General features: G+C 71.7%; 22 protein-coding genes and 2 pseudogenes. 7 read left to right on the forward strand and 17 right to left on the reverse strand.

All coding sequences use genetic code 11. The features are described from left to right. Nucleotides 1–117: 117 nt before the first annotated feature. The 7 genes from ACFWY6_RS03255 to ACFWY6_RS03285 form a co-directional block, all read right to left on the reverse strand. Nucleotides 118–2337: an NADP-dependent isocitrate dehydrogenase gene (locus tag ACFWY6_RS03255; protein ID WP_384685864.1), complete on the reverse strand. Its 2220-nt coding sequence runs from the start codon at nt 2335–2337 to the stop codon at nt 118–120. Between the two features lie 92 nt (nt 2338–2429). After that, nucleotides 2430–2858 (reverse strand): YbjN domain-containing protein, encoded by a 429-nt coding sequence (locus ACFWY6_RS03260; RefSeq protein WP_361813462.1) that lies wholly within the window; start codon nt 2856–2858, stop codon nt 2430–2432. A gap of 63 nt (nt 2859–2921) precedes the next feature. Beyond that, a complete protein-coding gene (locus tag ACFWY6_RS03265; RefSeq protein WP_384685866.1) occupies nt 2922–4136 on the reverse strand; it encodes an Hsp70 family protein in 1215 nt (404 codons plus the stop codon). Beyond that, nucleotides 4133–6034, reverse strand: coding sequence for a dynamin family protein (locus ACFWY6_RS03270; RefSeq protein ID WP_384685868.1), 1902 nt, complete (start codon nt 6032–6034; stop codon nt 4133–4135). The genes ACFWY6_RS03265 and ACFWY6_RS03270 overlap by 4 nt, the downstream gene beginning before the upstream one ends. Continuing rightward, nucleotides 6027–6713, reverse strand: coding sequence for a hypothetical protein (locus tag ACFWY6_RS03275; RefSeq protein ID WP_384685870.1), 687 nt, complete (start codon nt 6711–6713; stop codon nt 6027–6029). Before ACFWY6_RS03275 ends, ACFWY6_RS03270 begins: the two co-directional genes overlap by 8 nt. A 36-nt stretch (nt 6714–6749) precedes the next feature. Then, nucleotides 6750–8447, reverse strand: a complete 1698-nt coding sequence (locus tag ACFWY6_RS03280) for a dynamin family protein (RefSeq protein WP_384685872.1) — start codon at nt 8445–8447, stop codon at nt 6750–6752. 210 nt (nt 8448–8657) lie between these two features. Next, nucleotides 8658–9305 (reverse strand): class I SAM-dependent methyltransferase, encoded by a 648-nt coding sequence (locus tag ACFWY6_RS03285; RefSeq protein WP_384685874.1) that lies wholly within the window; start codon nt 9303–9305, stop codon nt 8658–8660. 117 nt (nt 9306–9422) lie between these two features. Between ACFWY6_RS03285 and ACFWY6_RS03290 the strand changes: the two genes are divergently transcribed. Next, nucleotides 9423–10022: a helix-turn-helix domain-containing protein gene (locus tag ACFWY6_RS03290; protein ID WP_384685876.1), complete on the forward strand. Its 600-nt coding sequence runs from the start codon at nt 9423–9425 to the stop codon at nt 10020–10022. Between the two features lie 26 nt (nt 10023–10048). On the opposite strand, the gene ACFWY6_RS03295 is transcribed toward ACFWY6_RS03290, so the two are convergent. The 4 genes from ACFWY6_RS03295 to ACFWY6_RS03310 all read right to left on the reverse strand — a co-directional run bounded on the left by ACFWY6_RS03295 (nt 10049) and on the right by ACFWY6_RS03310 (nt 14641). Continuing rightward, complete coding sequence (locus tag ACFWY6_RS03295) at nt 10049–10681, reverse strand: NAD(P)-dependent oxidoreductase (RefSeq protein ID WP_384685878.1); 633 nt, start codon at nt 10679–10681, stop codon at nt 10049–10051. Nucleotides 10682–10810: 129 nt separating this feature from the next. Continuing rightward, nucleotides 10811–11722, reverse strand: a complete 912-nt coding sequence (locus tag ACFWY6_RS03300; RefSeq protein ID WP_384685880.1) for a helix-turn-helix domain-containing protein — start codon at nt 11720–11722, stop codon at nt 10811–10813. A gap of 37 nt (nt 11723–11759) precedes the next feature. After that, nucleotides 11760–12572: a hypothetical protein gene (locus ACFWY6_RS03305; protein WP_384685882.1), complete on the reverse strand. Its 813-nt coding sequence runs from the start codon at nt 12570–12572 to the stop codon at nt 11760–11762. Between the two features lie 38 nt (nt 12573–12610). Then, nucleotides 12611–14641 (reverse strand): ATP-binding protein, encoded by a 2031-nt coding sequence (locus ACFWY6_RS03310; RefSeq protein WP_384685884.1) that lies wholly within the window; start codon nt 14639–14641, stop codon nt 12611–12613. A 159-nt stretch (nt 14642–14800) separates the two neighbouring features. Between ACFWY6_RS03310 and ACFWY6_RS03315 the strand changes: the two genes are divergently transcribed. Further along, nucleotides 14801–16339, forward strand: a complete 1539-nt coding sequence (locus ACFWY6_RS03315) for a cytochrome P450 (protein WP_384685886.1) — start codon at nt 14801–14803, stop codon at nt 16337–16339. A gap of 13 nt (nt 16340–16352) precedes the next feature. Here ACFWY6_RS03315 and ACFWY6_RS03320 read toward each other — a convergent pair whose 3' ends face one another. Together ACFWY6_RS03320 and ACFWY6_RS03325 are read right to left on the reverse strand one after the other, a co-directional pair. Further along, complete coding sequence (locus ACFWY6_RS03320) at nt 16353–17933, reverse strand: phosphodiester glycosidase family protein (protein ID WP_384685888.1); 1581 nt, start codon at nt 17931–17933, stop codon at nt 16353–16355. Nucleotides 17934–18138: 205 nt separating this feature from the next. Continuing rightward, nucleotides 18139–18543, reverse strand: coding sequence for an arsenate reductase ArsC (locus tag ACFWY6_RS03325; protein ID WP_384685890.1), 405 nt, complete (start codon nt 18541–18543; stop codon nt 18139–18141). A gap of 61 nt (nt 18544–18604) precedes the next feature. Here ACFWY6_RS03325 and ACFWY6_RS03330 point away from each other — a divergent pair, with 61 nt between their 5' ends. Together ACFWY6_RS03330 and arsB are read left to right on the forward strand one after the other, a co-directional pair. Next, nucleotides 18605–18916 carry an ArsR/SmtB family transcription factor gene (locus ACFWY6_RS03330; RefSeq protein ID WP_384685892.1) on the forward strand — a complete coding sequence of 104 codons (312 nt, stop codon included), beginning with the start codon at nt 18605–18607 and terminating at the stop codon, nt 18914–18916. After that, on the forward strand, nt 18916–20019 hold the full coding sequence (gene arsB, locus ACFWY6_RS03335) for an ACR3 family arsenite efflux transporter (protein WP_384685894.1): 1104 nt from the start codon (nt 18916–18918) through the stop codon (nt 20017–20019). Before ACFWY6_RS03330 ends, arsB begins: the two co-directional genes overlap by 1 nt. A gap of 23 nt (nt 20020–20042) precedes the next feature. Here arsB and pstS read toward each other — a convergent pair whose 3' ends face one another. Beyond that, nucleotides 20043–21185, reverse strand: a complete 1143-nt coding sequence (gene pstS, locus ACFWY6_RS03340) for a phosphate ABC transporter substrate-binding protein PstS (RefSeq protein WP_384685896.1) — start codon at nt 21183–21185, stop codon at nt 20043–20045. Between the two features lie 226 nt (nt 21186–21411). Between pstS and ACFWY6_RS03345 the strand changes: the two genes are divergently transcribed. Further along, nucleotides 21412–21918 (forward strand): hypothetical protein, encoded by a 507-nt coding sequence (locus ACFWY6_RS03345; RefSeq protein WP_384685898.1) that lies wholly within the window; start codon nt 21412–21414, stop codon nt 21916–21918. Nucleotides 21919–22001: 83 nt separating this feature from the next. Here the strand turns inward: ACFWY6_RS03345 and ACFWY6_RS03350 are convergent, their stop codons facing one another. Beyond that, nucleotides 22002–22196 (reverse strand): antitoxin, encoded by a 195-nt coding sequence (locus ACFWY6_RS03350; protein ID WP_384685900.1) that lies wholly within the window; start codon nt 22194–22196, stop codon nt 22002–22004. A gap of 157 nt (nt 22197–22353) precedes the next feature. Beyond that, nucleotides 22354–23328 (reverse strand): SMP-30/gluconolactonase/LRE family protein, encoded by a 975-nt coding sequence (locus ACFWY6_RS03355; protein ID WP_384685902.1) that lies wholly within the window; start codon nt 23326–23328, stop codon nt 22354–22356. Between the two features lie 168 nt (nt 23329–23496). Here ACFWY6_RS03355 and ACFWY6_RS03360 point away from each other — a divergent pair, with 168 nt between their 5' ends. Both ACFWY6_RS03360 and ACFWY6_RS03365 read left to right on the forward strand, forming a co-directional pair. Beyond that, the gene (locus ACFWY6_RS03360; RefSeq protein ID WP_384685904.1) at nt 23497–24507 is read left to right on the forward strand and encodes a winged helix-turn-helix transcriptional regulator; all 1011 of its coding nucleotides are present in this window, start codon (nt 23497–23499) and stop codon (nt 24505–24507) included. A 154-nt stretch (nt 24508–24661) separates the two neighbouring features. Then, nucleotides 24662–24934 (forward strand): annotated as a pseudogene (locus ACFWY6_RS03365) (DUF664 domain-containing protein); the annotation flags it as partial. On the opposite strand, the pseudogene ACFWY6_RS03370 reads toward ACFWY6_RS03365, so the two are convergent. Continuing rightward, nucleotides 24849–25084 (reverse strand): annotated as a pseudogene (locus ACFWY6_RS03370) (IS5/IS1182 family transposase); the annotation flags it as partial. The pseudogenes ACFWY6_RS03365 and ACFWY6_RS03370 sit on opposite strands and share 86 nt — an antisense overlap. Nucleotides 25085–25256 lie beyond the last annotated feature (172 nt).

A 25256-nucleotide genomic window follows, 5' to 3' on the forward strand; every position in this document is an offset into this window, starting at 1 on the left:
CACACACACTCAGCCCGCGCGTCTCCCGCCCCCCCCCCGCCCCCGTGTCCGACCCCCCCGCCCGCCCCCCCCCCCCCGGGGGGGGGCGGGGGCGGCGTCGGTTCAGGCGGAAGGCGCTCAGCCGAGGATGGCGAGGGCCTTGTTCAGCGTGGCGGACGGGCGCATCACGGACGCCGCCTTGGCCGAGTCGGGCTGGTAGTAGCCGCCGATGTCGGCCGGCGAGCCCTGGACCGCGATCAGCTCGTCGACGATCGTCTGCTCCTGCTCGGCCAGCGTCTTGGCCAGCGGGCCGAACGCCTCGGCGAGCTGCGCGTCGGCGGTCTGCTTGGCCAGCTCCTGGGCCCAGTACAGGGCCAGGTAGAAGTGGCTGCCGCGGTTGTCGATGCCACCGAGGCGACGGCTCGGCGACTTGTCGTTCTCCAGGAACGAGGCGGTCGCGCGGTCGAGCGTGTCGGCCAGGATCTGGGCGCGCGCGTTGTCCGTCGTCTGCGCCAGGTGCTCGAAGCTGGACGCAAGGGCGAGGAACTCGCCGAGGCTGTCCCAGCGCAGGTAGTTCTCCTTGACCAGCTGCTGGACGTGCTTCGGCGCGGAGCCGCCGGCGCCCGTCTCGAAGAGGCCGCCGCCGTTCATCAGCGGGACGATCGAGAGCATCTTGGCGCTGGTGCCGAGCTCGAGGATCGGGAACAGGTCCGTCAGGTAGTCACGCAGTACGTTGCCGGTGACCGAGATGGTGTTCTCGCCGCGGCGGATGCGCTCCAGGGAGAACTTGGTCGCCTCGACCGGCGACTTGATCTCGATCTGCAGGCCCTCGGTGTCGTGCTCCGGGAGGTACGCCTTGACCTTCTCGATGAGCTGCGCGTCGTGCGCGCGGTTCTCGTCGAGCCAGAACACGGCCGGGTCACCGGTCGCGCGGGCGCGGGAGACGGCGAGCTTGACCCAGTCACGGATCGGCGCGTCCTTGGCCTGGCACATCCGGAAGATGTCACCGGGGGCGACGGTCTGCTCCAGGACGACGTTGCCGGCCTCGTCGAGCGCGCGCACCGTACCGGCGGCGGCGATCTCGAAGGTCTTGTCGTGGCTGCCGTACTCCTCGGCCTTCTGCGCCATCAGGCCGACGTTGGGCACCGAGCCCATGGTGGCCGGGTCGAAGGCGCCGTTGGCGCGGCAGTCGTCGATGACGACCTGGTACACGCCCGAGTAGCTGCTGTCGGGCAGCACGGCCAGGGTGTCGGCCTCGCCGCCGTCCGGGCCCCACATGTGGCCGGACGTACGGATCATCGCGGGCATCGAGGCGTCGACGATGACGTCGGACGGCACGTGCAGGTTGGTGATGCCCTTGTCGGAGTCGACCATCGCGAGCTCGGGGCCCTCGGCGATCTCGGCCTCGAAGGACGCCTTGATCTTCGCGCCCTCGGGCAGGGCGTCCAGGCCGTTGAGGATGCCGCCGAGACCGTCGTTCGGGCTCAGGCCCGCGGCCGCGAGCGTCTCGCCGTACGCGGCGAAGGTCTTCGGGAAGAAGGCGCGCACGACATGACCGAAGATGATCGGGTCGGAGACCTTCATCATCGTGGCCTTCAGGTGCACGGAGAACAGCACGCCGTCGGCCTTGGCCTTGGCGATCTGCGCGGTGAGGAACTCGCGCAGCGCGGCCACGCGCAGCACGGACGCGTCGACGACCTCGCCCGCGAGGACCGGTACGGACTCGCGCAGGACGGTGGTCGCGCCGTCCTCACCCGTGAACTCGATGCGCAGCGAACCGGCGTCGGTGATCGTCGTGGACTTCTCGGTGGAGCGGAAGTCGTCGGCGCCCATGGTGGCGACGTTCGTCTTCGAGTCGGCCGTCCAGGCGCCCATGCGGTGCGGGTGCGCCTTGGCGTAGTTCTTGACCGACGCGGGGGCGCGGCGGTCGGAGTTGCCCTCGCGCAGGACCGGGTTCACGGCGCTGCCCTTGACCTTGTCGTACCGGGCGCGGATGTCCTTCTCCGCGTCGGTCTTCGGGTCGTCCGGGTAGTTCGGCAGCGCGTAGCCCTGCGACTGCAGCTCGGCGACGGCCGCCTTCAGCTGCGGGATCGAGGCCGAGACGTTCGGCAGCTTGATGATGTTCGCGCCGGGCGTCTTGGCCAGCTCGCCGAGCTCGGCCAGGGCGTCGTCGATGCGCTGGCTCTCCTCGAGGAACTCGGGGAAGAGGGCGATGATGCGCCCCGCCAGGGAGATGTCACGGCTCTCCACAGTGACCCCGGCCGTCGAGGCGTAGGCCTCGATCACCGGCAAGAACGAATACGTCGCCAGGGCCGGGGCCTCGTCAGTGTGGGTGTAGATGATGGTCGAGTCAGTCACCGGTGCTCCGCTCCACGTCTGCAACATTGCTCGACATCAAGATATCTCCTGATCGCCCTCTTCCACGAAGCGGCCCTGTTGTACTGGCGCGATCACAGTCCGTAGTGCTCGTGCAGCCAGTCGAAGAGCTCCAGACACACGCTCAGCGCCCAGTCCATGATCTCGGAGAACTGCGCGGGGGTGACCACCAGCATGCCCGGCAGCGTCCAGCCGCCGTGCAGGTCGCTCTGCCCGCTGTCGTTCTCGTACACATACGCCTTGGGCAGCAGGTGCTCCTGGTTGTACTGGTTCACCGCCGCCACGGCCAGCGGCACCTTGTCCTTGGGGATGAAGCCGCTGTCGGTCATCGAGAAGTGCACCATCTCGCCGATGTCCGCCACGAGGAGCGTGACGCTGTCGCGGCCGGGGTTGTCCACGGAGAACTGCAGCAGGCGCGTGTCACCGCTGACCTGATAGCGGTAGTCCTTCTCGCGCGCGTAGTCGTGCAGCAGCTGACGCCAGGTGTCGCTGAAGGTGGCCATGGGGACCACTCCTTCCGGGTCGGGCGGGATGTTCACTTCCGGGTCGGTCGGGATGTCGCTTCGCTAGCGCGCTTGCCTGCGTACGAGCGCGATGAGGTCGTGGTTCAGTCCGGCGCGCAGCTGCCGCGCCACCGGGTCGCCGGGCGCCAGCCCCGGCGGCAGCTCCCCCTCGGCAAGGACCCGCCGGGCGAGCAGCACCGCGCCGCCGGCCACCGCCAGGTCCGGGTCGGGCAGCAGCCGCACGGTCCGCCGCGAGCGGTCCGAAAGGGCCCCGCCCACCGCGCGCAGCCGGCTGCTGCCGCCGACGGGCACGACCGCGTCGACGTCCGCCCAGCCGAGCCCCGCGGCGGCGAGCGTGCGCTCGCACTCCGTGAGGGTGCGTTCGAGGAAGGGGCCGAGCAGCTCCGCGAGCTCGCCGCTGTCCATGGTCACCGGCACGAATCCGCCGTCGGCCGCGAAGTACTCGGTGTGGTCGTTCACCACGGAGAGCTGGTGTTTCAGCGTCTGGCACTGGGAGAGCATCTGCAGCCGCTCCAGGAGGGCGTATCCGTTCTGCGCGGGGGCCTCCAGGGCGGTGCGCACCACTTCGGGGAAGCGCGTGGAGAGCCAGCGCAGGATCTCCCGGTCGAAGGCGCCGCCGCCGACGTCCGCGAGGCCGCCGGGCGCCCCGGCCAGCTCGAACTCCGCGCCGGCGCTGCGCGCCACCGCCACGTCGAAGGTGCCGCCGCCCAGGTCGTACACCAGGAAGCAGTGCCGGTCCTCGGGGCGGTGCTCCGCGAAGGCGTGCGCGAGCGCCGCCACCGGTTCGGTCACCAGGCGTACGGTCGACCGCTGGTATCCGGCGGCTTCGGCGGCCTCCAGCATCAGCTCGCGGTTGCCCGCCTCCCAGCTCGCCGGGACGGTGATCACCACGGCCCGCGGTTCCTCGGGGACCTGTTTGAGCCCGCAGGAGCGCAGGAACGAGAGCATCTCGCCGGTCAGCTCGTGCGGCTGCCGTGCGCGGCCCGCCACGAGGAGCGGCACCGACTCGCCGAAGTGCCGCTTGAACTCGGCGTGGTACTCGACCGGGTTGGCCATGCGGATCGCGAACGCGGCCTGCCCGACGGCCAGTTCACCGCGCGGCGTGGGGCACACGGCGGTCCTGATGGAGAGACCGGCGTGCGGTGCGGCGGGGTCCTTGACCCCCGTCACCGTGCCGTCAGGGCGTCCGATGAGGAGCGCGGACGTGGACGTGCCGAAGTCGATCCCGTGCACGGGCCCGGGTGCCGCGCCGCTCATGGCCCACCCGCCAGGTCCGCCAACTCCTGCGCCGATTCGATGAGTCGGGTGTAGCCGTCCCTGCGCTCCGTCAGCTCCGCCCGCCGTGCGCGCTGTTCGGCCTCGGTGCGCTTGCGCTCCTCCTCCACTTCCCTGCGGGAGCGCTCCAGGGACTCCCTTGCCTCTTCGATGCCGCGCTCGATGTCGGCGACCAGGAGCCGTGAGATGTCCCCCGCAGCCTCGTCGAACGCGGAGAGCGCGCGGGCCTCGTTGGCCCGGATCTGCGCCAGCGTCCCTGAGGTCAGCGCGCGGACCGCCTCCCTGGACCACTCCTTGCGCTGCTGCTCGGCGCGCTCACGCTCCGCGCGCCGCGAGTCGGACCAGCCGGTGATGGCGCCCACGACCTTGCCGAGCAGCCCGCCGAGCGCCGCTCCGACGGCGATGCCCGGCGGCCCGCCGACCACGCCGATCATCCCGCCGATCACTCCGCCGAGCCCGGCCCCGGCGATGGCCGACCGCCAGGTGTTGCTCAGATGGTGGGCCGGCTGCCCCGATCCCGCGCCGATTCCCGGCGGGGCCGCCGTGACGCCGTGCAGCGCCGGAGTGAACCCGCCGACGGTGAAACTGGCGGGCTGGTAGGGCACTTGGGTCTGGGCGGCGAAGGCCTGCTGCACCTGGCGTGCGGCATTGCGCAGCTGCTCCATCGCGATCTCCACGCCGTCCACCAGGAGCCGCCCGATCTCCCGTACGCTGCCGTCGAGTTGACCGGGATCGGTCGCCATCGCGGCGGTCGCGGAGAAGTCCTGGCAGGCCGCCTCGAAGATGCCCTGGAGCCCCTGTTTGATCCGCCGGGTCTCGTCGTGGAACACCCGGGGCAGCTCCGTGCGCCAGTGCGCGCTGCGCGCCTGGAGGTCCGCCGCAAGCTCGGCACGGCGGGCCAGCTCCTGGTCGAACCGCTCGACCTCCGCGTCGGAGCGGCTCTCCAGGGCCAGGTCGATGGGCGCGCGGGCGGCGGTCAGGGCGTCGGCCAGACCCACGGCGCAGCGCGCGACCCGCTGCCGGCCCACCCGCGTCACCAGGCCGTCCCACAGCTCCTTCTCCAGGTCGGGGAAGCCGGAGTCGGCGAGCATCTCGGCGTCGCCCGACTGCCAGGCGGAGGCCCGCAGCGGCGATGACACGGGCAGCACGACGAGGTCGGCTTCGGCGCGCCCGGTCACATCGGCGATCTTGCGGCGTGCGGCCCGCAGTGAGGGGTCGGGGTCGACCACCTGGTCGCTGCGGGTGAGCACCGTGATCACGGTCGGGCACTTGGCCAACGCCCGTTCCAGGAAGGCGAGTTCGTCGGTGCTGAAGGTGACCACCAGATCGCCGACGAAGATCAGCGCGTCGGCCTGCCCGAGGAACGCGTGCGTTGCCGCGTCATGGGCGAGGTTCATGCTGCCGACGCCCGGCGTGTCGACCATGACGAGGCCGGTGCGCAGCTGGTCGAGCGGCAGCTGGATGCGGACGAGGTGGACGTTGCGTACGTTCTGCTCGTTCTTCTGCTCGGTGACGTAGTCGCGCAGTTCCGCCAACGGCACGTCCACCGCGGTGAGTTCCTCGCCCTCCGCCTCCGGCGCGAGATAGGCGGTGGCCCGCTCTTCGTGGCCGTACTCCAGGGTGGAGACGGTGTTGGTCGCCACGTGCACGTCGACGGGGAACAGGCCCGGCCGTCCGATCAGCGCGTTGAGCAGGCTCGACTTGCCGCGCTTGTACTCGCCGCAGACGACCACGTGGTACTGCAGGCCCTCCAGCGTGGCGCGGTGCTCTTCGAGGCGGCGCAGCGGCTCCCGCCCCACCTCCGGGTCGGCGCGCAGGGCCTGTTCGGCGTCCGCGAACAGCGTCTTGGCGCGGGCCCGCAGCGGCTCGGGGTCAGTCATCGTCGGCTCCTCGCTTCGCGGCCACGTAGACGGTGACCTGGGCAGGACGCACCGGTTCGGCGCGCCAGAGATAGCCGGGGCGCAGATTGGTCGCGACGTGGTTGACCAGTTCGGGCCTGGGTGCTGGCTCGGAGAGCACCGACTCGTGGCGCTGCGGGTCGAGTTCGCCCTCCCCTTCGTACGGCTCCACGTCGCAGTCGGCGAGCATCCGCAGGACGGACTGTTCCAGCCAGTCGAGCACGGAGGCGTCGAGCGGCACGCCTGCGGGCCGCCCGCGCAGGACCGCAACGCGGTCCAGGACGTCGATCAGACCGGACACGACGGGCAACGGCCCCTCCCCGTCTGCCTCGGCGACGGGAACGGCGGTCAACACCGGTGCGGGGGGCGGCGGTTCGGGAGCGGTCTCGGCTTTCATGACGGCCTGCGCGGGAGCGGGCTCGGCGTTCATGGCGGCCTGTGCGGGAGCGGGCTCGGGGGCCTGTTGGGGAGCCTGCTCGGGGGCCTGTACCGACTGCGGCTCGGGGGCCCGTTCCTCCTGCGGCTCGGACGCCGGTTCCGCCTGCGGCTCGGACGCCGCCTCCCGCGCGGCGTCAGGTTCCGCACCCCGCCTCCGAGGCACGAGAACTCGCCATCGGTTCCACCACGAGCGCGGGTCCCACCAGGGGTGTCGCCGTGTCATCTCGGCCTCCTTCATGGGCCGTTGGAACACAGAGGTTCAGTCGGTGTCGTGGAACAGCAGCCGCTCCGCCGACGCCACGCGGTCGGCGATCCGGTCGTACGTACGCAGCACGGTGCGCGCGGCGAGAACGGTGGGCGGCGCGTGGAACGGGTCGTCGACGCGCACCCGCCAGGCCGCCCGCCGGTCCGCGAGGGCGGTGCGGAACGCGGACAGGGGTGCGTCCGGGGCAAGCCCGAGCCGGGCCCGGGCCGACCGTCCCCGCTCCCCCGTGACCAGCAGCACCTCGTCGCGCTCGGCGTCAGTGAAGTCGAAGTCGCCCCGGTACAGGCCGGTGAGCAGGGCGATCTCGGCGGGGCCCGGATCGCTGAGCCGGAAGCGTTCCAGGGCGGCGCCGACGGTGTTCACCGTCTCGGCGAACGCGAAGCCATGGGTTCGGTCGCGGGGCAGGGCACGCGACCGGTGGACGGACGCGGTGGCCAGACGCAGCGCGGAGTCGAGTTTGATCAGCCCGGAGCGGTTGCCGAAGTGCTCGACGATCAGGTCACGCAGCGCCGCCACGCCGCTGTCCGCGAGCAGCGTCCCGCGTACGCCGTCGAGGTCCGCGCCCCGGCGGATCAGGACGCACGCGCGGTGCACGCCCCATGCGCCGAGCCGGTGCAGCAGCCGGGCGCGCTCCTCCGGCGGGACGGGCAGGTCCTCGTACGGCTGCCGGGCGAACCTGCGCTCGCTGCGCAGCCGGTTCACCAGGACCTGGGCGTCGCTGTCGGCGAGCTTCACCAGGGACACGTACTCGTCGTCGGTCAGGGTCTGCGCGCCGAGGCCGGTCAGTCCCGCGACCGGGAGCACCGTGTGGAAGGCGGCACGCAGCGCGGGGCGCCCCAGATAGCCGGCCACGATCTCGCGTCCGGCATCCAGCGGGTCGTACTCCAAAGGGTCGGGCTGTCCCGGCAGGTCCGCCGACGGCGGCCAGAACTGGTCGCAGCGGGTGAGCACCCCGAACGCCCGCAGGCCGTTGACCGCGCTCTGATGCGCGCCGACGAACTCCTCGACGACCTGGATGTCGGCCCTGCCGAGGGCCCGGGTGAACAGGAACAACACGGCGTCCGCACGGTCGAGTTCGGCCACGCTGTCGTCGTGCACCTCCTGCGCGTCGCGCCCGATGGCGTCGAGCACCTGCTGGCTCTCCTCCTGCGCGGCGGGGTCCTGGATGCCGAGGAAGGCGGCGGCGTTGGCCGCGTCGGTGCGGTGCACGCTGGCCAGACCGGGGGTGTCCACCAGGTGGAAGGCCTTGAGCAGCTCATTGGGCCACCCGGCATCCAGCTTGCGGATGCCCCGCAGGGTGTCGAGCGATGCGGCGTCCCGCACGGAAAGACGTGCCAGTTCGTCGGGCGAGACCTCGCGGGGCGGGCGGTCCCCCTTGTAGTGCACGGTCAGCCGGGGGCGCGCCGCGTGGTGGAACTCGGTGACGTTGAACGTCGTCTCCAACTGCCCCACGGCCACGACCTCTTCGCCGAGCAGCGCGTTGACCAGGGTCGACTTTCCGCGTTTGAGCTGACCAGCGACCGCGAGCCGCATCGGCTCCGCGAGGCGCCGTGCCGCGGTGTCCAGGGTCCCGCCGAGTTCCTCCGCACCGCCCGCCGTCGCCGTACGGGCGAGCGTGCTCAGGGTCTCTCGCGCGCCGTTCCGCCGGTCCCCCGACGGTGCCCTTTCCGGGCTGCCACTGTGGACGCTCATGCCCCACCCCCACCCGGGAGCGGGCGTCATCACTGGGCGGCCAGCACGACCCGCCCTCCCCCGATGCCAGCAGTATGGGGAGAGCCGGGAGCCGGAGCAATACGACGGGGGCAGGTTCCACCCGCACGAGCCAGGCCGGGAGACCGGGTGCGACAGGAGGCGGTCAGTGGGACCGGCCGACGCCGCGCGGACCTGGCGGGAAGGGCCGGATCAGACGGCTCTGCGGCGCACCGCGAGGGTGTTGTTCGTCCGGACGGACGGCTGCCCGTCGGGCGCGGTGAGGTGGTGCTCGTAGGTGTCGCTGACGAGCACGTCCCACGCCCCGGCCGCCAGGGCGAGGGAGGCGAGGACCTCCCGCGGTGTGGGGAAGTGCACCTCGGGGTGCGGGCCCGGCTCCCAGGAGCGGAACCCCTCGTGGCCGACGACCAGCAGGACGCCGCCCGGCGCGACCGCTCCGGCGGCGTTGCGCAGGATCTGCTCGCGGGGCATCTCGACCAGGGAGTGCAGGAAGTGCGCGGAGACCAGGTCGAAGGAGCCCGCGGGGAAGGAAGTGGCGAGATCGTGGCGCTGCCAGTCGATCCGCTCGGCGACACCGGCCCGTCCCGCGTGGCCGGCCGCGCGGTCGAGGGCGACGCGGGAGACGTCGGTCGCGGTGACGCGCCAGCCCTGCCGGGCCAGCCAGATCGCGTCGCCGCCCTCGCCACAGCCCAGATCGAGGGCGCTGCCGGGCGTCAGACCCGCGGTCTCGCGGACCAGGGACGCGTTGGGCTCGCCGCTCCACATCCGGTCGCTGTCGCGGTAGCGGTCGTCCCAGAACTCTTCGGCCGATGCGGCGGTGAGGTCGGTGAGGTCGGTCATCGCTGCGCTCCTTCGGTGGGCGGTGGGCGGTGGGCGGTGCCGTTCACCGCCGGTGCCCACCGTGCGCGCACCCGGAGCGCCTTGACAAAGTTCTTTGCCGAGGCGGCAAATGGAGAGATGAGCGACGACGATCTCTCGCAGGTCCTGACCGCCGTCGGGCCACGCCTGCGGGCCCTGCGCACCGCACGCGGGACCACGCTGGCCCGGCTCAGCGAGGAGACCGGGATCTCCCTGAGCACGCTCTCCCGGCTGGAGAGCGGGCAGCGCGAGCCGACCCTCAAGCACCTGCTGCCGCTGGCCAGGGCGCACGGCGTGCCGCTCGACGAGCTGGTCGGCGCGCCCGCCACCGGCGACCCGCGCATCCACCCTCGCCCGTTCACCCGCCAGGGCAAGACATGGGTGCCGCTCACCCGGCATCTGGGCGGCATGCACGCCTACAAGCAGGTCATGCCCGTCGACAAGGACGCGCGCGGCGGCACCCGCCCCGAGCAGGGCTCGCACGAGGGGTACGAGTGGCTGTACGTCCTCTCCGGCCGGCTGCTGCTCGCGCTTGGCGAGCACGATCTGGTCCTCACGGCGGGCGAGGCGGCGGAGTTCGACACGCGGACCCCGCACGGTTTCGCCAACGCGGGCGACCACCCCGTCGAGTTCCTCGCCCTGTACGGCGCCCAGGGCGAGCGCGTCCATGTGCGGGTCAGGCCCACCGCACGGACCTGACCCGCTCGTTCAGTACGCGACGCCCATCAGTACGCGACACCGATGCGGGCGCGCGGGTGGGCCGTCTTCTCCAGCTCGTCGACGAAGGCGATCGCGTAGTCCTCGGCGGTGATCCGGCTGTTCCCCTCGGCGTCGGCCAGCAGCCGGTCGCCGCCGATGCGGAAGGTGCCGGTGCGCTCGCCGGGCTCGATGAGGGCGGCCGGGGAGATGTAGGTCCAGTCGATGTCGTTCACGGTGCGGTAGTACCCGAGGGCATCGCGCTGGGCCAGGCTCTCCGCCTTGTACAGGTCCGGGAAGTCCGGCTCGTCGACGAGGTCCTTGCCGGGGGCGACCTCCAGGCTGCCGGCACCGCCGACGACGACCAGGCGGTTGACCCCGCTGGTGCGTACGCCGTCGACGACCGCCGCGTTGGCGGCGAGGAAAGGCGCGGCAGGCGCGGAGCCGTCGCGCGGCGGGGCGAGCGCGGACGCCACGGCGTCGTGGCCTGCGGCCAGTTCGGCGACCTTGGCCGCGTCGGAGGCGTCGCCGGTGACGGCAGTGGCGTCGCCGACCGGCTTGCCGGAGCGGCTGACGGCGGTGACTTCGTGGCCGCGGGACAGGGCCTCGGCCGCGATGCGGGAGCCGACCATGCCGGTGGCGCCGAAGAGGAGGATGCGCATGAGTTCTTCTCGCTTTTCTCGGAGTTCCTGTTTCCGTCTGCACCTACGACGCTACGGGCGTTTACGCAGGTGAGCGAGGTGCGCTACGGACGCCATATGGTCAAAATCCGACAGGCCGGAATCCGAACGCTACGGATGGCGCGGTCCACGCCCCCGCATGGCGCCGCGGAAGTCGATCGGCGTCTGGCCGGTGCGCTTGTGGAAGAACTTGCTGAAGTTGGTGGCGCTGGAGAAGCCGAGCCGGTCGGCGATCCGCGCCGCCGACTGATCGCTGTGCGCGAGCAGCCGCTTGGCCTCCAGGATCACCCGGCGGTCGATGAACTCCTTCGCCCCGACCCCGGCGCCTGCGAGGGTGGCGCGCGAGAGGGTGCGCGGGGAGTAGCCGAGGGCGTGGGCGTAGTCGTCGAGCCGTCTGCTGCGGGTGAAGTCGCGCTCCACCGCGTCCCGGAAGCGCAGGAAGGTCTCCCCCGGCTCCGGGGCCGCGCTGCCGGGCACGGACACATGAGCGACGCGCAGGACGAGTACGCCGAGCAGATGCCGGAGCACCGCGACATGGATCTCGAGGGGCAGTTGGCGCAGCGCGCGGAACTCGCGCTCCAGGTGGTCGACGGCGACCCGCAGCCCCTCGGCGTCGCCACCGGTCGGCAGCCGCACGGCCGGGGCGTAGGCGTCGTCGGCCCCGGCGGCGACGACGGTCGCGGGGTCGAGGAACCCCCGCTCGAAGAAGACGACGGTGCCCTCGGCCCCGTCGAGGTCGCCCCACTGGTGGACCTGGCCCGGCCGCACCCACAGCCAGGCGCCCGGTTCGAGGACGTATCCGGTGAAGTCGACCATGTGCTCCAGCGAGCCCTCGCTCACGGTGAGCAGATGGTGGAAGTCCGGTCGCTGCGGCTGCCGCATGAGCCGCATGGGCCTGCCGCGGGCCCGCTCGCGCAGCGCGGCGAGCGAGAGCACCTCCACCGGGGCGGGGGTGCCGGCCGGGGCGGCGAAGGCGACCTCGGGGATCTCCCGCGAGGCCGCCGGCCGGTGAGGGACCGTCATGGCTCCTCAATACCACCCGGGCGACCGGGCCGACGCGTCACGGCGTCGCCTGGGCCGAGATGAACTCGTCCCAGGTGGCGACGGATCCGGGCGCCGGTGCGGCGATCTTCGGCACGGCCCCGAACTGCGAGTACTCCTCGTTGATGACCTCGCGGCCCTTGGAACCCTCGCCGGTCTCGCGGGACTTGAGGACGAGATCGTCCTTGCCGACCCACATGTCGATGACGACGGACTTCATCCCCTGCTTCCGCGCGCCCTCGACGTAGGCGTCGCGGAGGTCCTCGTCCAGGGCGGCTCCGGTGTACTCGGCGAGTTCCCTGAGCACGACCGTGCCGCGGTAGTGGTCGGCGGGGCGCCCGCCGATCTTCTCCTCGGCGATCCACTTCGTGGACTTCGTCGCGGCGAGCGCACCGGCGAACTCGGGGACGTAACCGGCCGCGCGCGGGGCGCCGCCACCGCCGCCGACGTCCATGCTGTACCAGCTCTTGCCGGGCACCTTGTCCGTCTTCACATACGTGGTGCCGCCGAGCGACAGCATGTGGCTGATGCCGTCCGGGTTGGCCGCGGACTTCGTCACCTCGGCCTTGATGACCGTGGCGGCGGGCTTGCGCTGGTAGAGCATCTCGGACCGGTCCGAGCCGCCCTGTCCCGTCTGGACCGTCTTGTACGAGGCCTGCGCACCGGTCTTCTTCGCCGCCGCGAGCAGCACGGCCCGCGCGTCGGTCCGCGCGTCGCTCTTGTTCGCCCTGCCCTTGCCGTTGCCTGCGTCGTCACCGCGGTCGGATCCGCCGTCACCGCCGCCGCATCCCGCGGCCATCATCGTGAGCGCCGCCCCCACGGCCGCCGTCACGATGCCCCTCCCCATTGCGCGCACGTTCCCTCTTCCTGTCAGTCGTGCCGAATTTCCCGCGATCTTAGCCGTTTGCCCAGGTGGGGGGCGTCGGCAAGACCGGTGAGCAGGTCGGCGACCTGCCGCGCGTAGTCGGGCAGGTCCGCCTCCTCGTACGCGGGACCGGCCTGCTCCCAGTGGCTTCGGGCCAGCTCCGGCCGGTCCGTGGCGGCGGCCAGCAGACCGAGGTGGTGCAGGGTGCGGGCCCGGCCGACCAGGTGGTCGACCTGGTGGTACGCGTCGAGGGCCTGCCGGTAGCAGTCCTCCGCCAGCTCCTGGTCGCCCTGCCCCCTTGCCGTGTGTCCCAGGTTGAACAGCGTGTGGGCGATGGCCTGCCGGTCGTCGATCGCGCGGAACAGCGGCAGGGCGGCGGAGTAGTGCCGCCGTGCTTCCGCGTACCGGTGGTCGCGCCGGGCGACCGTGCCCATGCTGTGCAGCGTCCTGGCCTCGCCTGGCCGGTCGCCGAGCCGCCGGAAGCCGTCGAGCGCCTCGGCGAAGACGGGCAGTGCCTGGCCGTAGTCCTGCTTGTGCTTGAGGAAGTCGCCCTGGTTGTAGAGGGCCAGCGCCAACTGCGCGCGGTCCGTGCCGGCGCGGGCGAACCGCACGGCCATCTCGCACACCTCGAGTCCGGCACTCCAGTCCTGCTGGCGGCGGAGGAACCAGCTGACGTTGTGGGCCAGCGGCAGGACCACCGCGGACCGGCCGTGCAGCTGGGCGAGATGCAGCGCCGAGCGCAGATTGAGCCGCTCCGTGTCCAGCCAGTCCTCCGTGGCCTCGTCGCTCTCTCCCGCCCGCGCCGCCGTGACCAGCCGCTCGACGGCGTCGCGCGCGCTGTCCCGGTAGTGGACGAGCAGCCCGTCGACGGCGCTCTCGACGCTCGCCTCGTCGTCCTCCTCCTGACGGCGCCACTCGGCGAACAGACGCAGCAGGTCGTGGAAACGCACCCAGCCGTGCGGTTCGCCCGGCTCGATCATGTGGGCGTCGCGCAGGGCGCGCAGCTGTTTCCGCGCGCGGGGCACGGAACCGCCGGTGAGCGCGGCGGCGGCGGCCACGCTCACCTGCTGCCCGAGGTTGAGCGAGAGCAGCCGGAACGTCCTCGCCTCGTCGGGGGCGAGGCGCGCGTACGAAAGCTCGAAGGCGGCGGCGACGGAGCGGCGTTGCCCGTACGTCAGCTCTTCCAGACGGGTCGCACGGTCGCGCAGTGCCGCGGTGAGTTCGCCGACCGACTGGTCCGGGTCGCCCGCCAGGATCGAGGCGACGACGGCGAGCGCGAGCGGGAGGTGCCCGCACAGCGCGGCGAGATCGCGCACCGCGTCGGGGTCGTCCTGGGCCCGGGTGTCGCCGGGGCGGCGGGTGCGCAGCGTGCGGCTGATCAGCGCGGCGGCCTCGGCCGGTTCCAGTACGCCGACGTCCACGATGCGCGAACCGGGCAGATCACCGAGGGTGTGGCGGCTGGTGACGAGGACCCGGTGCGTCGGCGCCGCGGGCAGCAGGGGGCCGATCTGCTCGGTCGACGAGGCGTTGTCGAGGAACACCAGGACCGCGCCGTGCCGCGATGCGATCTCCGCGAGTTTCGAGCGGTAGAGCGAGAGGCGGCCCTGGAAGGTGGGCGGGAAGAGTTCGTCGGGGACGCCGAGGGCGCTCAGGAACACGGACAGCGCGATGTCGGGCCGCACGGCGCGGTCGGTGTCGTACCCCTGGAGGTTGATGAAGAGCACGCCGCCGGGGAACCAGCCCGCGGCCACGGCGTCGTGTGCGGCGCGCACCGCGAGGGCGGTCTTTCCGATGCCCGCCGTGCCGGCCAGCGTGGACACCACGAGCGGGGAGGAAGCGGAGTCGGGGCGCAGCGCGGCGGTGACGGTCTCCAGGGCCGTGTCCCGGCCCGTGAACTCGGGCACGTCCGGGGGCAGGCCCGCGAGCGCGGTCGGCACGGCGGGCGCCGCGGGCGCGATGTGCAACTGCCCTACGTGGCCCGCCTGGACGACCGGACCGCTGACGGTTCCGCTCAGATCATTGGACGACTGGTTCACCGTCTCTTTGTAGCCCAATGGGGCCCCGTGCAGGAGGGTTCCGCCCTGCCCTTGTCGTCCGCACCTGCCGGGTTGTTGTCCGGACCCGACAGGTACGGCGCCCGGTTCCTGGCCATGGGCCGCCCCCTGCGGCGGGCCCGGTCCGGCGAGGATGAGCGGGTGATCGTTGCAGACGGTGTAGACGGCATAGGCGGCATAGGCGGCACAGGCGGTGTCGACGGCATGGACGGTGTGGACGGCACAGACGTCCTGGCCCCTTTGGATCCGGCGGATCCCGCCTTCGCGCGCGACCCGTATCCGTACTACGCGCGGCTGCGCGGCCGAGGGCCCGCGGCGCGGGTGCCGTTGGCCAACGGCACGTACGCCTGGCTCGTCACCGGGTACGAGGAGGCGCGGGCCGTCCTCGCCGACCCGCGCTTCTCCAACGTGCCGGCGCCGGACGCAGGACGGCCGAAGGCCGAATCCCCCGCGCGGCAGGCCCGCGCCTGCCTGGCCCGCCACATGCTCAACTCCGACGCCCCCGATCACACCCGGCTGCGCAGGCTGACCGCCGCCGCGTTCACGCCGCGCCGCGTCGACGCGCTGCGGCCGCGGATCGAGGAGCTGACCTCCGGTCTGCTGGCCGACGTCGCTGAGCGGCTGCGGCGCGACGACAGCGTGGACCTCGTGGACGCGTTCGCCTTCCCGCTGCCCGTCCTGGTGATCGGCGAGGTGCTCGGGGTGCCGGAGGCCGACCGGGCGGACCTGCGGGACTGGACCTACCGGGTCGGCTCGCCCGCCGACGCGCTGACGCCCGGCGCGGTGGACGCGGCGTGGACCTCCCTGCACGCCTACTTCACCGAGCTGATCGCCCGCAAGCGACGTACGCCGGGGCCTGATCTGTTCAGCGCGCTGACGCACGACGCGACGGAGGGCGGCCTCGACGACGGCGAGCTGCTCGCCATGGCGTTCCTGCTCCTGTTCGCGGGTTACGAGACGACCATGAACCTGCTCGCTTCGGCGTCCCTGCTGCTGCTCACCCACCCCGGGGAACTGGCCGCCGCACGCCGTGCCCCCGCGCGCTGGCCGGCCGTCGTCGAGGAGACGCTGCGGCACGCGAGCCCGCTGGAGGGCACGACCTGGCGGCGGACCACCGAGGAGGTGGACCTCGGCGGGGGCACGGTCATACCTGCGGGCGCGTCCGTCCTCGCCGTGCTCGCCGCGGCCAGCCGCGACCCCCGCCACTTCCCGGATCCGGACGCCTTCCGGCCGGAGCGGTACCTGGCGGGGACGGGAGCAGTGGGGACGGGAGCGGTGACGGGTGCGGCTGCCGCTCCGGGGGCCGATGCGGTGATGGGGGCGGCGACCGCTCCGGCGGGGGCGGTGACCGCTCCGGCGGGGGCGGGGGCCGGTTCGGCGACCGCCCTGCCGGGCGCGAGGCCCGGTACGGCGACAAGCGCGACCACCCCCCTCCCCAACGCGAGAGCCGATGCGGCGCCCCCCACGTGTCCCGCGAGCCCCCGTGCCGCCCCCCACGCCGCATTCGGCCACGGCCCCCACTTCTGCGTCGGGTCACGCCTCGCCCGCCTCGAAGCCGCCATCGCCCTGCCCCGGCTCTTCGACGCGTTCCCCGAGCTTCGGCTGACCGTCGAGCCGGAGCAACTCCCTTACCGGCCCGGCCTGTTGGTGCGCGGGCCGCGCCACGTCCCCGTCCGGTAGCCCGTCGGACCGGTCAGCGCGAGAGCAGCAGCGCGTCGCCCACCGCGCGCTCGGTGCCGTCCGACGGCGAGTTGATCACCTTGCCGTTCACCGTCATGGCGACAGAGCCGCCGCCGTCCAGCGCCATGGCGCGCACCGCGCCGAGCGACTTCATCAGCTCCGCGCCTTCGTTGAGCCCGAACCCGTCGCTGCTGCCGGGCTGCCGGCCGTCCACCGCGACGACGATCATGCGGCCCTGCCGGTCTACGCCCAGGAGCGCGCGCGGATTGCGCTTGAGGCCCCACGTGTACGCGAACGAACGGTCGCCGACCCGCTCGATGCCGTCGGAGCCGTAGTTCACGGCCACCTTGCCGTCGCGCACCAGCTCGGGGCCGCCGTTGACGATGTCGTCGTGCGGGCCCAGTTCGACCGTGCGGCCGCGCTCGTCCTTGATCTGCCGCTGCACGGTCAGGACGCCGCCCGGCTTCGCGTGCGTACGCAGCCAGGAGGCACCGTCGCCGATGCCCGCGAGTACGCTGCCGCCCTCCGGTACGTCGCCGCCGCGCGGGCGCACTTCCCGCACCCGGCCGTTCGCGTCGATGACCGCCTCCAGGCCCGCACCTGCCGGGGTCGCGGTGCCGAGCTCGTCGGTGAACTCGACGATCTCGTCGGGGTCGGTGCAGGTCACGTCGTGCTGCGGCCGCTGGGTCGGCGCGTCCCCGCCCACGCCACCGCAGTTGCGCACCAGGCCGGGCACGCGGTTGACCCCGTCCACGACCGCGGACGCCTTGCCCGAGCGGACCCGGAGCACGGTGCTGAGCTTCTTGAACTCCGGGCGCAGACCGTCGCCGCGCAGCACGGCCGCGACCCGGCCGCCGGTGGCCGCGCTCTGCAACTCACCGTCGTACGCGGCGATCCCGGCCGAGGCTCCCGGCACGCCGTCCTTGCCCTCCATGACGAAGAAGCCCGCGTTGATGCCGAGCAGGGCGTCCTCGCCCCCCGCCATGTCGGACACCTTCTCCCGGCCTGCGACCGCCGTGCCGTAGGTCGCCTTCAGTGCGCCGCCGTACCGCTTCGGGTCGACGAGCGCCACCTTGACCCGGGCGGTTCCCGTGCCGGGGGTGCCGTCGGCGCCGGTCCACTCGCTGACCGCGTCGAAGCCCGCGGCGGTGAGCGCCTGCCGCTGGGCGTCGGCATCGGCGCGGGCCCCGAACTCGCCCACCCGGACCCGCACGCCGATCAGTCCGCTGCGATCAGCCCCCGCGGGCCAGTCGACCCGCTCGGTGCGCGCGCCGAAGCCGGCCCCGCGCAGCCGCTCCGCCAGCGCCTGAGCGTCCTGCTCGGCGGCGAGTTGGGCGCCGTTCGCGCGCACCGTGACCGTCCAGTGGTCGGCGCCAGGACGGCCGGCGATCGTCCCCTGGTAGAGGTCGACCCCGGAGGCGAGCCGGTCGTGCTGCCAGCTCGCGAGGGGCGGCGGCACCGCGGCCGGGGAAGCGGCGGCCGCGGTGTCCGTGAACGGGGCGGCGACGACACCGGGGGCGATGAACCCCGCGGCGGCGAGGGCGATCACCGACGCCTTGACGGTGGTTCTGAGCGGACTGCGTGCTGGGGCCACGAGAACTCCTCGGTCGAGTACGCGATGTCCTGCGCAGCGAACGCGAGTTCGCGGGCGGCAGTTGATCCCAGGCGTGAATACCAGAAGTCCGCACGGAAAACACGCCGACGAACACCAACTGCCCCATTACTCATACGGAACAGCCGGCTCGCGGCGGCTACTGCTCAAGGCGCCTGCTGTTCAAAGCGGCTGCTGCTCACAGCGTCTACTTCGGAGCGATCTCCGCGATCAGCCCTTCCACCAGGACCTTGATCTCGTCACGGATCGGGCGTACGGCATCGACGCCCTGGCCCGCCGGATCCTCGAGCGTCCAGTCGAGGTAGCGCTTGCCGGGGAAGACCGGGCAGGTGTCGCCGCAGCCCATGGTGATGCAGACGTCCGACTCCTTGACCGCGTCCACGGTGAGGATCTTCGGGGTCTCGGCGGAGATGTCGATGCCGACCTCGCGCATGGCCTCGACCGCGGCGGGGTTCACCTCCTTGCCCGGGGCGGAGCCCGCCGACCGGACCTCGACACGGTCCCCGGCGAGGTGGGTCAGCCACGCGGCCGCCATCTGCGAGCGGCCCGCGTTGTGGACGCACACGAACAGGACGGAGGGCTTCTCGGGCATCAGGGGCTCTCTCTCACGACGGGGATGGCAACACCGGCCACCGATGTGAAAGTATCAGCCCATGATGACGTCAGCCACCACTGATCTGATCCGGGTCATCGCCGACCCGGTCAGGCTTCAGATCGTGACCCTCCTCGCCCACGAGACCCTGTGCACCACGCATCTCGTGGAGGAGACCGGCGCCCGGCAGACGAACCTCTCCAACCACCTCCGCGTCCTGCGCGAGGCCGGCGTCGTGGAGACGGAACCCTGCGGGCGCTTCACCTACTACAAGCTGAGGCCCGAGGTCGTCGAGACACTCGCGGCCGACTTCGGTGAGCTGGCGCAGACCGCGCGCACGACGATCGAGACAGACCGGAAGCGCGCCTGCTGATGACCGCGACCGACCCCGTCACCAGCACACCGCCCCGCGGTGCCGACGACACCTCGATCGTCGCCAGGCTCTCCACGCTCGACCGCGGCCTCGCGGTGTGGATCCTGCTCGCCATGGCCGTGGGAATCGGCCTCGGCCGCCTGGTCCCCGGCCTGAACGACACCCTCGCCGAGGTCGAGATCGGCGGCATCTCGCTGCCCATCGCGATCGGCCTGCTGATCATGATGTACCCGGTCCTGGCGAAGGTCCGCTACGACAAGCTCGACGCCGTGACCGGCGACCGCAGGCTCATGACGTCCTCGCTGGTCGTCAACTGGATCGTCGGCCCGGCCGTGATGTTCGCGCTCGCCTGGATCTTCCTGCCGGACCTGCCCGAGTACCGCACCGGCCTGATCATCGTCGGGCTCGCCCGCTGCATCGCGATGGTCATCATCTGGAACGACCTGGCCTGCGGCGACCGCGAGGCCGCCGCCGTACTCGTGGCCCTCAACTCCGTGTTCCAGGTCATCGCCTTCGGCCTGCTCGGCTGGTTCTACCTCGATCTGCTGCCGGGTTGGCTCGGCCTCGGCGACGGCGAGCAGCTCGACATCTCGATGGGGAAGATCGCGCTGAACGTCGTCATCTTCCTGGGCGTGCCTCTGCTCGCAGGTTTCCTGACCCGGCGTATCGGAGAGAAGAAGCTGGGACGCGAGCGCTACGAGTCCGACTTCCTTCCCCGGATCGGCCCTTGGGCGCTCTACGGGCTGCTCTTCACCATCGTCATCCTCTTCGCCCTGCAGGGAAAGACGATCACTTCGCAGCCGGTCGACGTCATCCGCATCGCGCTGCCGCTGCTCGTCTACTTCGGCGTCATGTTCTTCGGCACATTCCTGCTGGGCAAGGCCATCGGCCTCGCCTACGACCGCACGGCCACCCTCGCCTTCACGGCGGCGGGCAACAACTTCGAGCTGGCCATCGCGGTCGCCATCGCCACCTTCGGCGTCACATCCGGCCAGGCCCTGTCCGGCGTCGTCGGCCCGCTCATCGAAGTGCCGGTCCTGATCGGCCTCGTGTACGTGTCGCTGGCCTGGCGCAAGAAGTTCGCCCCTGCCGTCCGGCCCTGACCCGGCAGGCGCCGGTCCGGCCGTCAGGACAGTTCCCGGACCACCTGCCGCACCTGCACCGCGACCGACTTCGGCAGCGGCGCATAGTGGATCTCGGAAAGCAGCCGCTGCCCTTCGTCGCCCGCCGTATAGGTCAGAAAGGACTTCAGGGCGGGCAGTGTCGCGGGCTGGTTTCCCTTGTCGCAGACGAGCTCGTACGTGACGAGGGAGATCGGGTAGGCGCCGTCGGCCGACAGGTCATGGCGGAACTTCAGCGTCAAGTCCTTGCCCTTGCCGATGACTTGGGCCGCGGCGATACCGGCGGAAGCCGTCTGAGGGGTCGGGGCGACGGGCTCCGCGGCCCCCGTGTCGATGCGGACCGTCCTGATGTCCTTGCTCTCCGCGAAGGACAGCTCGACGTAACCGATCGTGCCGAAGGCGGAGTTCACCTCGGAGGCGACCCCGCTGGTGCCGCTCGCCGAACCGCCGCCCCTGCCCTGCCAGGACTTCTCCGCCTCGTACGGCCAGACCTCGGGCGCGGCACCGGCGAGATACGCCTGAAGGTTCTGGGTGGTGCCCGAGTCGTCCGACCGGTGCAGCGGCCGGACCGGAATCGACGGCAGCTCGGTGCCGGGGTTCAGCTCCTGGATCTCGGGGTCGTCCCAGCTGCTGATGCGCGAGTCGAAGATCTTGGCGAGGGTCGGCGCGTCGAGCACCAGGTCGTCCACGCCCGGCAGGTTGTAGCCGATCGCGATGGGGCCGCCCACCATCGGCAGATTGATCACCCTGCCGCCCGGGCAGACACCCGGCGCCTTGTGGGCCTCGGACGGCTTCAGCGCGCTGTCGGAGCCGCCGAACGCGGTCGCGCCCCGCAGGAACTGCGCGGCGCCCGCGCCCGAGCCCAGCGGGTTGTAGGCGAGCTGAACACCGGGGCACGCCTGCTGGTACTGCTTCATCCAGTACTTCATCACGTTCTGCTGGGCGCTCGATCCCGACCCCGCGACCTGCGCCTTCTTCGCGCAGTCGATGTGGGGCAGCGCGGAGGGGCGTGCGGACGCGCTCGCCTTGTCGTCGCCCTCGCCGAGACCGATGACCCCGCATCCCGCCAGTGACACCACCACCGCCATGGAGGCCGAAGCGACCGCGACGATCGATGAGTTGGTACGTGTCGGGCGTGGGCGCTGCACCGTTGTCCCCCTGGAGCTACTGCACATGGAACCCAAATGCTCGCCGATCATGGGCACGGACCGGGTGAAGCAGAGGCGAACATCAGGCGACACTCAGTCGTCCGCCGGTCTTCCGCCAGCCGTCCGCCGATCGAGCGGGCCTCCGGGACGGTGCGCAAGAACGCCTATCCGGCCACACTCGCCCCCGTACGCCCGGTGCGGCGGCCACGCGTGCTTCCCTGACCCCATGGATGTCGTAGCCACCAGTGTCGTCGCCGTACTCGGTACCCTCCTGGGCGCCGGGCTGACTCATCTCCTCCAGCACCGAACGGCGCTGCGGGCCGAGCAGTTCACGCGCGAGGAGCGCCTGCGGCAGGAACGCATCGACGCCTACTGCTCCTTCGGCGGCACGCTGGCGAACTACCGCCGGGGACAGATGGACTACTGGTTCGCCCGGCACGACGACGGCCGGATCAGGGAAGAGGTCGAGCTCCACGAACTGCGCCGCGAGGCACAGCGGTTGAGGGCGGTGGCGATGGAGGCCATGTTCCGCGCCGAACTGCTCACCGACGCGCCGCGGCTGGCCGCGCTGGGCCGGGACGCGCTCAAGGCCGTGGAGGCGATACCGGGCGCGGAGACCCGCGACGAACTCCACGGCGTACGGAACACCTCACGTACGTTGATCTACGACTACATCGCGGCGTCACGCCCCCTGATCCCGGGCCTCGCGGAGGAGGAGCAGCTCACCCGGTAGCTCCGCCACCGGGCCTGTCGGCAGGACGGCGACGGCGCCGGCGCCGGGTTCGTCACCGGCGCCGTCCTGCCGTCTCCGTACCCCTACGCCTGCGGCGGTTCGTCCTTGCTCCGGTCAGCGCCGAGCTGGTCCTTCAGCTTGTCCTGGGCGGTGTCGACCTGGCTGCTGTACTTGCCCTGGGTCTTGTCGTCGACGAAGTCGCCTGCCTTGTCGACACCTTGCCCGGCCTGATCCTCGTGGCCCTTGAGCATCTGCTTGAGCTTGTCCATGACTGACATGGGGAACCTTCCTGTCTGCGTCGCCCCCACATCCAGGTTCCCGGCATCCGGCGCACTTCGCATCCGGTGGCCCGCGCGCCCCGTGGGCGCCGGGCGGTCAGCCGTCGGGGAGGATCACCGCGCGGCGGTTGATCCGGCCGTCGGAACTGCGTCGCGCTCAGACCGTCACCTTCACGATGCGTCCCGACGTCTCCACCACGAACAGCTCGCGCCGCGGGTCGTGGTCGCCGAAGCCGCGCGGTACGCGGACGCTGCTCGGCAGGTGCAGTCCGGACACCAGCACGCAGGAGCGGCCGGTGGCCGGGTCCACCCTGATGAGCTCGCCGCTGCGGAAGCCGACGACCAGCAGGTCGCCGTCGAAAGAGGTCAGGCCGTCGAGAACCTTGATGTCCAGGGGGTTGGGGGTGAGGCTGGTGACCGTGGTGCGGCCCGCGGGGTTGTTCAGCGGAGTGCGCACAATCGAGGACGTGGCATCGATGATGCTGGTGCTGTAGAGCTGGTCGCCGACGATCTCCAGGCCATTGGTGCCGAAGAGGTCCGCCGCCCGCGTCCACGCCTCGTCCCGTGTGCCGTCCGGGCGGATCTTGATGATGCCGGTGGACATTTCACGGCTGAGATAGAAGTTTCCGTCGGCGTCGACGGCCAGGCCGTTGATGCCGGAGAGGCCGTCCACGAACTTCTCGGGCTTCGGCTGGGCCGCGGTGGGGTCGAAGCGCACGACGCCCCCGCCGGTGAGGACCGAAGTCAGCGGGTTCGCGCCATAGTTGACGTACATCATGCTGTCCGGGCCGCGTTCGATCCCGCCCGGACCGTTGAGCGGGAAACTGGTCCTGAGCGTCCCGTCCGGGGCGTACCCCTCGACCCGGTGCTCCATGAGGTGGGTGACCCAGAGCGTGCCGCGGCCGTCGAATTCCAGGTTCTCGCGCCAGTCCAGGAGCGGTACGCCGCCTTTCCGGAACACCTCCACACGGCCCTGCTCTGCACACGGCGCCGTGGCCGTCCGTGCCGCCTCCGAGGCCTGCGCCGGTGCCTGTACGCCGCCCACCAACAGCGCCGACAGCAGGCCCGCGGCCGTCACAGTGCGTGCGGCGGGGCGGCGTGGGCGGTGCGGGCGGGAGTTCATTTCGGCCACAAGTGGTCCCTTCGATACGCCGCGTCGATCCGCGGCACGACTTGGTCGAGTGCTCGGCGCGGGGTGGTCGGCCCCGCGCGACCCAACAGGCCACTAGTGCCCCCGAGTTCACCGCTACTCTAGAAAATCTAAGTAGCCGCTATCAATTGAGAAAGGCAGCTCTCTCGTATGACACGCAGCTATGACCAGGACTGTCCCGCGGCACGGGCCCTGGACGTCGTCGGCGGCCGCTGGTCACTGCTGATCGTGCGCGAGCTGCTGCTCGGCCCCCGGCGCTACACCGACCTCGTCGCGGGACTGCCCGGCATCGGCCCCAACGTCCTGGCAGAGCGGCTGCGCGCGCTGCGCGACGCGGGCATTGTCAGCCAGACCAAACTGCCCGCCCCTGCGGCGTCCACGGTCTACGAGCTGACCGAACTCGGCGCCACCATGCGCCCGTTGATCGACGAGCTGACCCGCTGGGGCATGCGCCTTCCGGTCACCCCCCGGCCCGGCGACGCCTTCCGGCTCAGCTGGGTGCTCGGGTGCCTGCGCGCGAGCTTCCGGCCGGATGAGGCGCGGGGTATACGGGAGACGTACCAGTTCTCGGTGAACGAGGACGTGTTCCATCTCCGTGTCGACGACGGCGTACTCGACATCCGGCACGGCGCGGCGCCGGACGCCGTCTGCTCGATCACCACCGACCTCGGGACGTTCCTCGCCATCGGCGCCCGGCTCATGGACATCGAGGACGCGACGGCACGCGGGCTCGCCCGGCTCGACGGCGAACTCCCGGCCGCCGCACGGGTGATCGCGATCCTCGGCGCGCACCCCGAGGCCACCGGCGGCCGTCACGGCATGGTGGGCGCGGTCGGGGCGACCTTCCGCCCCGAACACGCGCGTGGGGTGCGCGAGACCTATGAGTTCGTGATCGACGGGCTCGTCTTCCACGCCCGCGTCGACGACGGCACCGTCGAGACGGCCGTCGGCCCCGCAGCGGACGCGGCCGCGACCCTGGTCACCGACCTGGGAACGCTGCTGCAGATGGGCATGGGCGCCTTGCCGCTCGAGGACGCGGTGAGCGCCGAGCTCATCTCCGTCGACGGCGACCTGGAGGCGGCGCTGCGGATGGCGGACGCGTTCGGCGTGATCCGCGCGGACCGGCCGGCTCCGACTGCGGCTCCGGCTCCGGCTTCCTGAGGGACCGGTCTGCCCAACTCGCCTACGCCATCACTTAGGGCCTGTCCGGCGGATCATGCCGGGCGGCCCACCGGCGCTGAATCGCTGTGGCGACCTGCCGGACAAGGAGCTAGGTGGAGCAGGTTGGGCCCATCGACAAATGCCTCGACATCGGTCCGATGAGGACCCCGACCGCGAGATGCGTATCGCCGTCGACTTCCCGCTCACGCAGTTGCTCGACGAATACGCCGAACAGAGCGCCCGCTACCGCGAACTGGCCGCCGGGAATGGCCTGGACAAGCAGGCCAAGCGCCCCGTCCACAACGGCCTCCACGTCGACCTGCGCTGGATCCTCCTTCACCTCACCGAGGAGACGGCCCGCCACAGAAGATGTAGGCCCTCTTGTCGTATCTCGTCGCGACGGCCTGGGAGTTCTTCAACGCGTTGATCGTTTGCGCAGGTAACGGCGATGGCGGCGAGAGGAGTACGCCTTGTCGCCGCCGAGATGGTCGGGGCGGGTGCGCGGATGCCCGCCGCCGAGGCGGGTGACGCGGATGCGTTCCATGACCGGGATGAGCTGCGGGGCTTCGCCCCACTGGCGTCAGAGTGATTGTCATGGGGTCGGGTGGGGTCGGGCACTGCCGGCAGGGCCCGACCCCCCGTGGGGGGATTCGGGCCCGGCACGGCGCACCGGCGAGAAGGGCGAAGCCATGCTTCACCGCCTCGTCCGGTTCTACCCGCACTCCGTGAGGGAGCGGTTGAACGCTGGC

The organism is Streptomyces sp. NPDC059037, assembly GCF_042740015.1.
Taxonomy (GTDB): Bacteria; Actinomycetota; Actinomycetes; order Streptomycetales; family Streptomycetaceae; genus Streptomyces.

Bases quoted from the DNA above. Each gene is read 5' to 3' on its own strand.
- ACFWY6_RS03260 (WP_361813462.1), bottom strand. From the start codon at position 2,858: ATGGCCACCTTCAGCGACACCTGGCGTCAGCTGCTGCACGACTACGCG.
- ACFWY6_RS03265 (WP_384685866.1), bottom strand. From the start codon at position 4,136: ATGAGCGGCGCGGCACCCGGGCCCGTGCACGGGATCGACTTCGGCACG.
- ACFWY6_RS03270 (WP_384685868.1), bottom strand. From the start codon at position 6,034: ATGACTGACCCCGAGCCGCTGCGGGCCCGCGCCAAGACGCTGTTCGCG.
- ACFWY6_RS03275 (WP_384685870.1), bottom strand. From the start codon at position 6,713: ATGACACGGCGACACCCCTGGTGGGACCCGCGCTCGTGGTGGAACCGA.
- ACFWY6_RS03280 (WP_384685872.1), bottom strand. From the start codon at position 8,447: ATGAGCGTCCACAGTGGCAGCCCGGAAAGGGCACCGTCGGGGGACCGG.
- ACFWY6_RS03285 (WP_384685874.1), bottom strand. From the start codon at position 9,305: ATGACCGACCTCACCGACCTCACCGCCGCATCGGCCGAAGAGTTCTGG.
- ACFWY6_RS03290 (WP_384685876.1), top strand. From the start codon at position 9,423: ATGAGCGACGACGATCTCTCGCAGGTCCTGACCGCCGTCGGGCCACGC.
- ACFWY6_RS03295 (WP_384685878.1), bottom strand. From the start codon at position 10,681: ATGCGCATCCTCCTCTTCGGCGCCACCGGCATGGTCGGCTCCCGCATC.
- ACFWY6_RS03300 (WP_384685880.1), bottom strand. From the start codon at position 11,722: ATGACGGTCCCTCACCGGCCGGCGGCCTCGCGGGAGATCCCCGAGGTC.
- ACFWY6_RS03325 (WP_384685890.1), bottom strand. From the start codon at position 18,543: ATGCCCGAGAAGCCCTCCGTCCTGTTCGTGTGCGTCCACAACGCGGGC.
- ACFWY6_RS03330 (WP_384685892.1), top strand. From the start codon at position 18,605: ATGATGACGTCAGCCACCACTGATCTGATCCGGGTCATCGCCGACCCG.
- arsB (WP_384685894.1), top strand. From the start codon at position 18,916: ATGACCGCGACCGACCCCGTCACCAGCACACCGCCCCGCGGTGCCGAC.
- ACFWY6_RS03345 (WP_384685898.1), top strand. From the start codon at position 21,412: ATGGATGTCGTAGCCACCAGTGTCGTCGCCGTACTCGGTACCCTCCTG.
- ACFWY6_RS03350 (WP_384685900.1), bottom strand. From the start codon at position 22,196: ATGTCAGTCATGGACAAGCTCAAGCAGATGCTCAAGGGCCACGAGGAT.
- ACFWY6_RS03360 (WP_384685904.1), top strand. From the start codon at position 23,497: ATGACACGCAGCTATGACCAGGACTGTCCCGCGGCACGGGCCCTGGAC.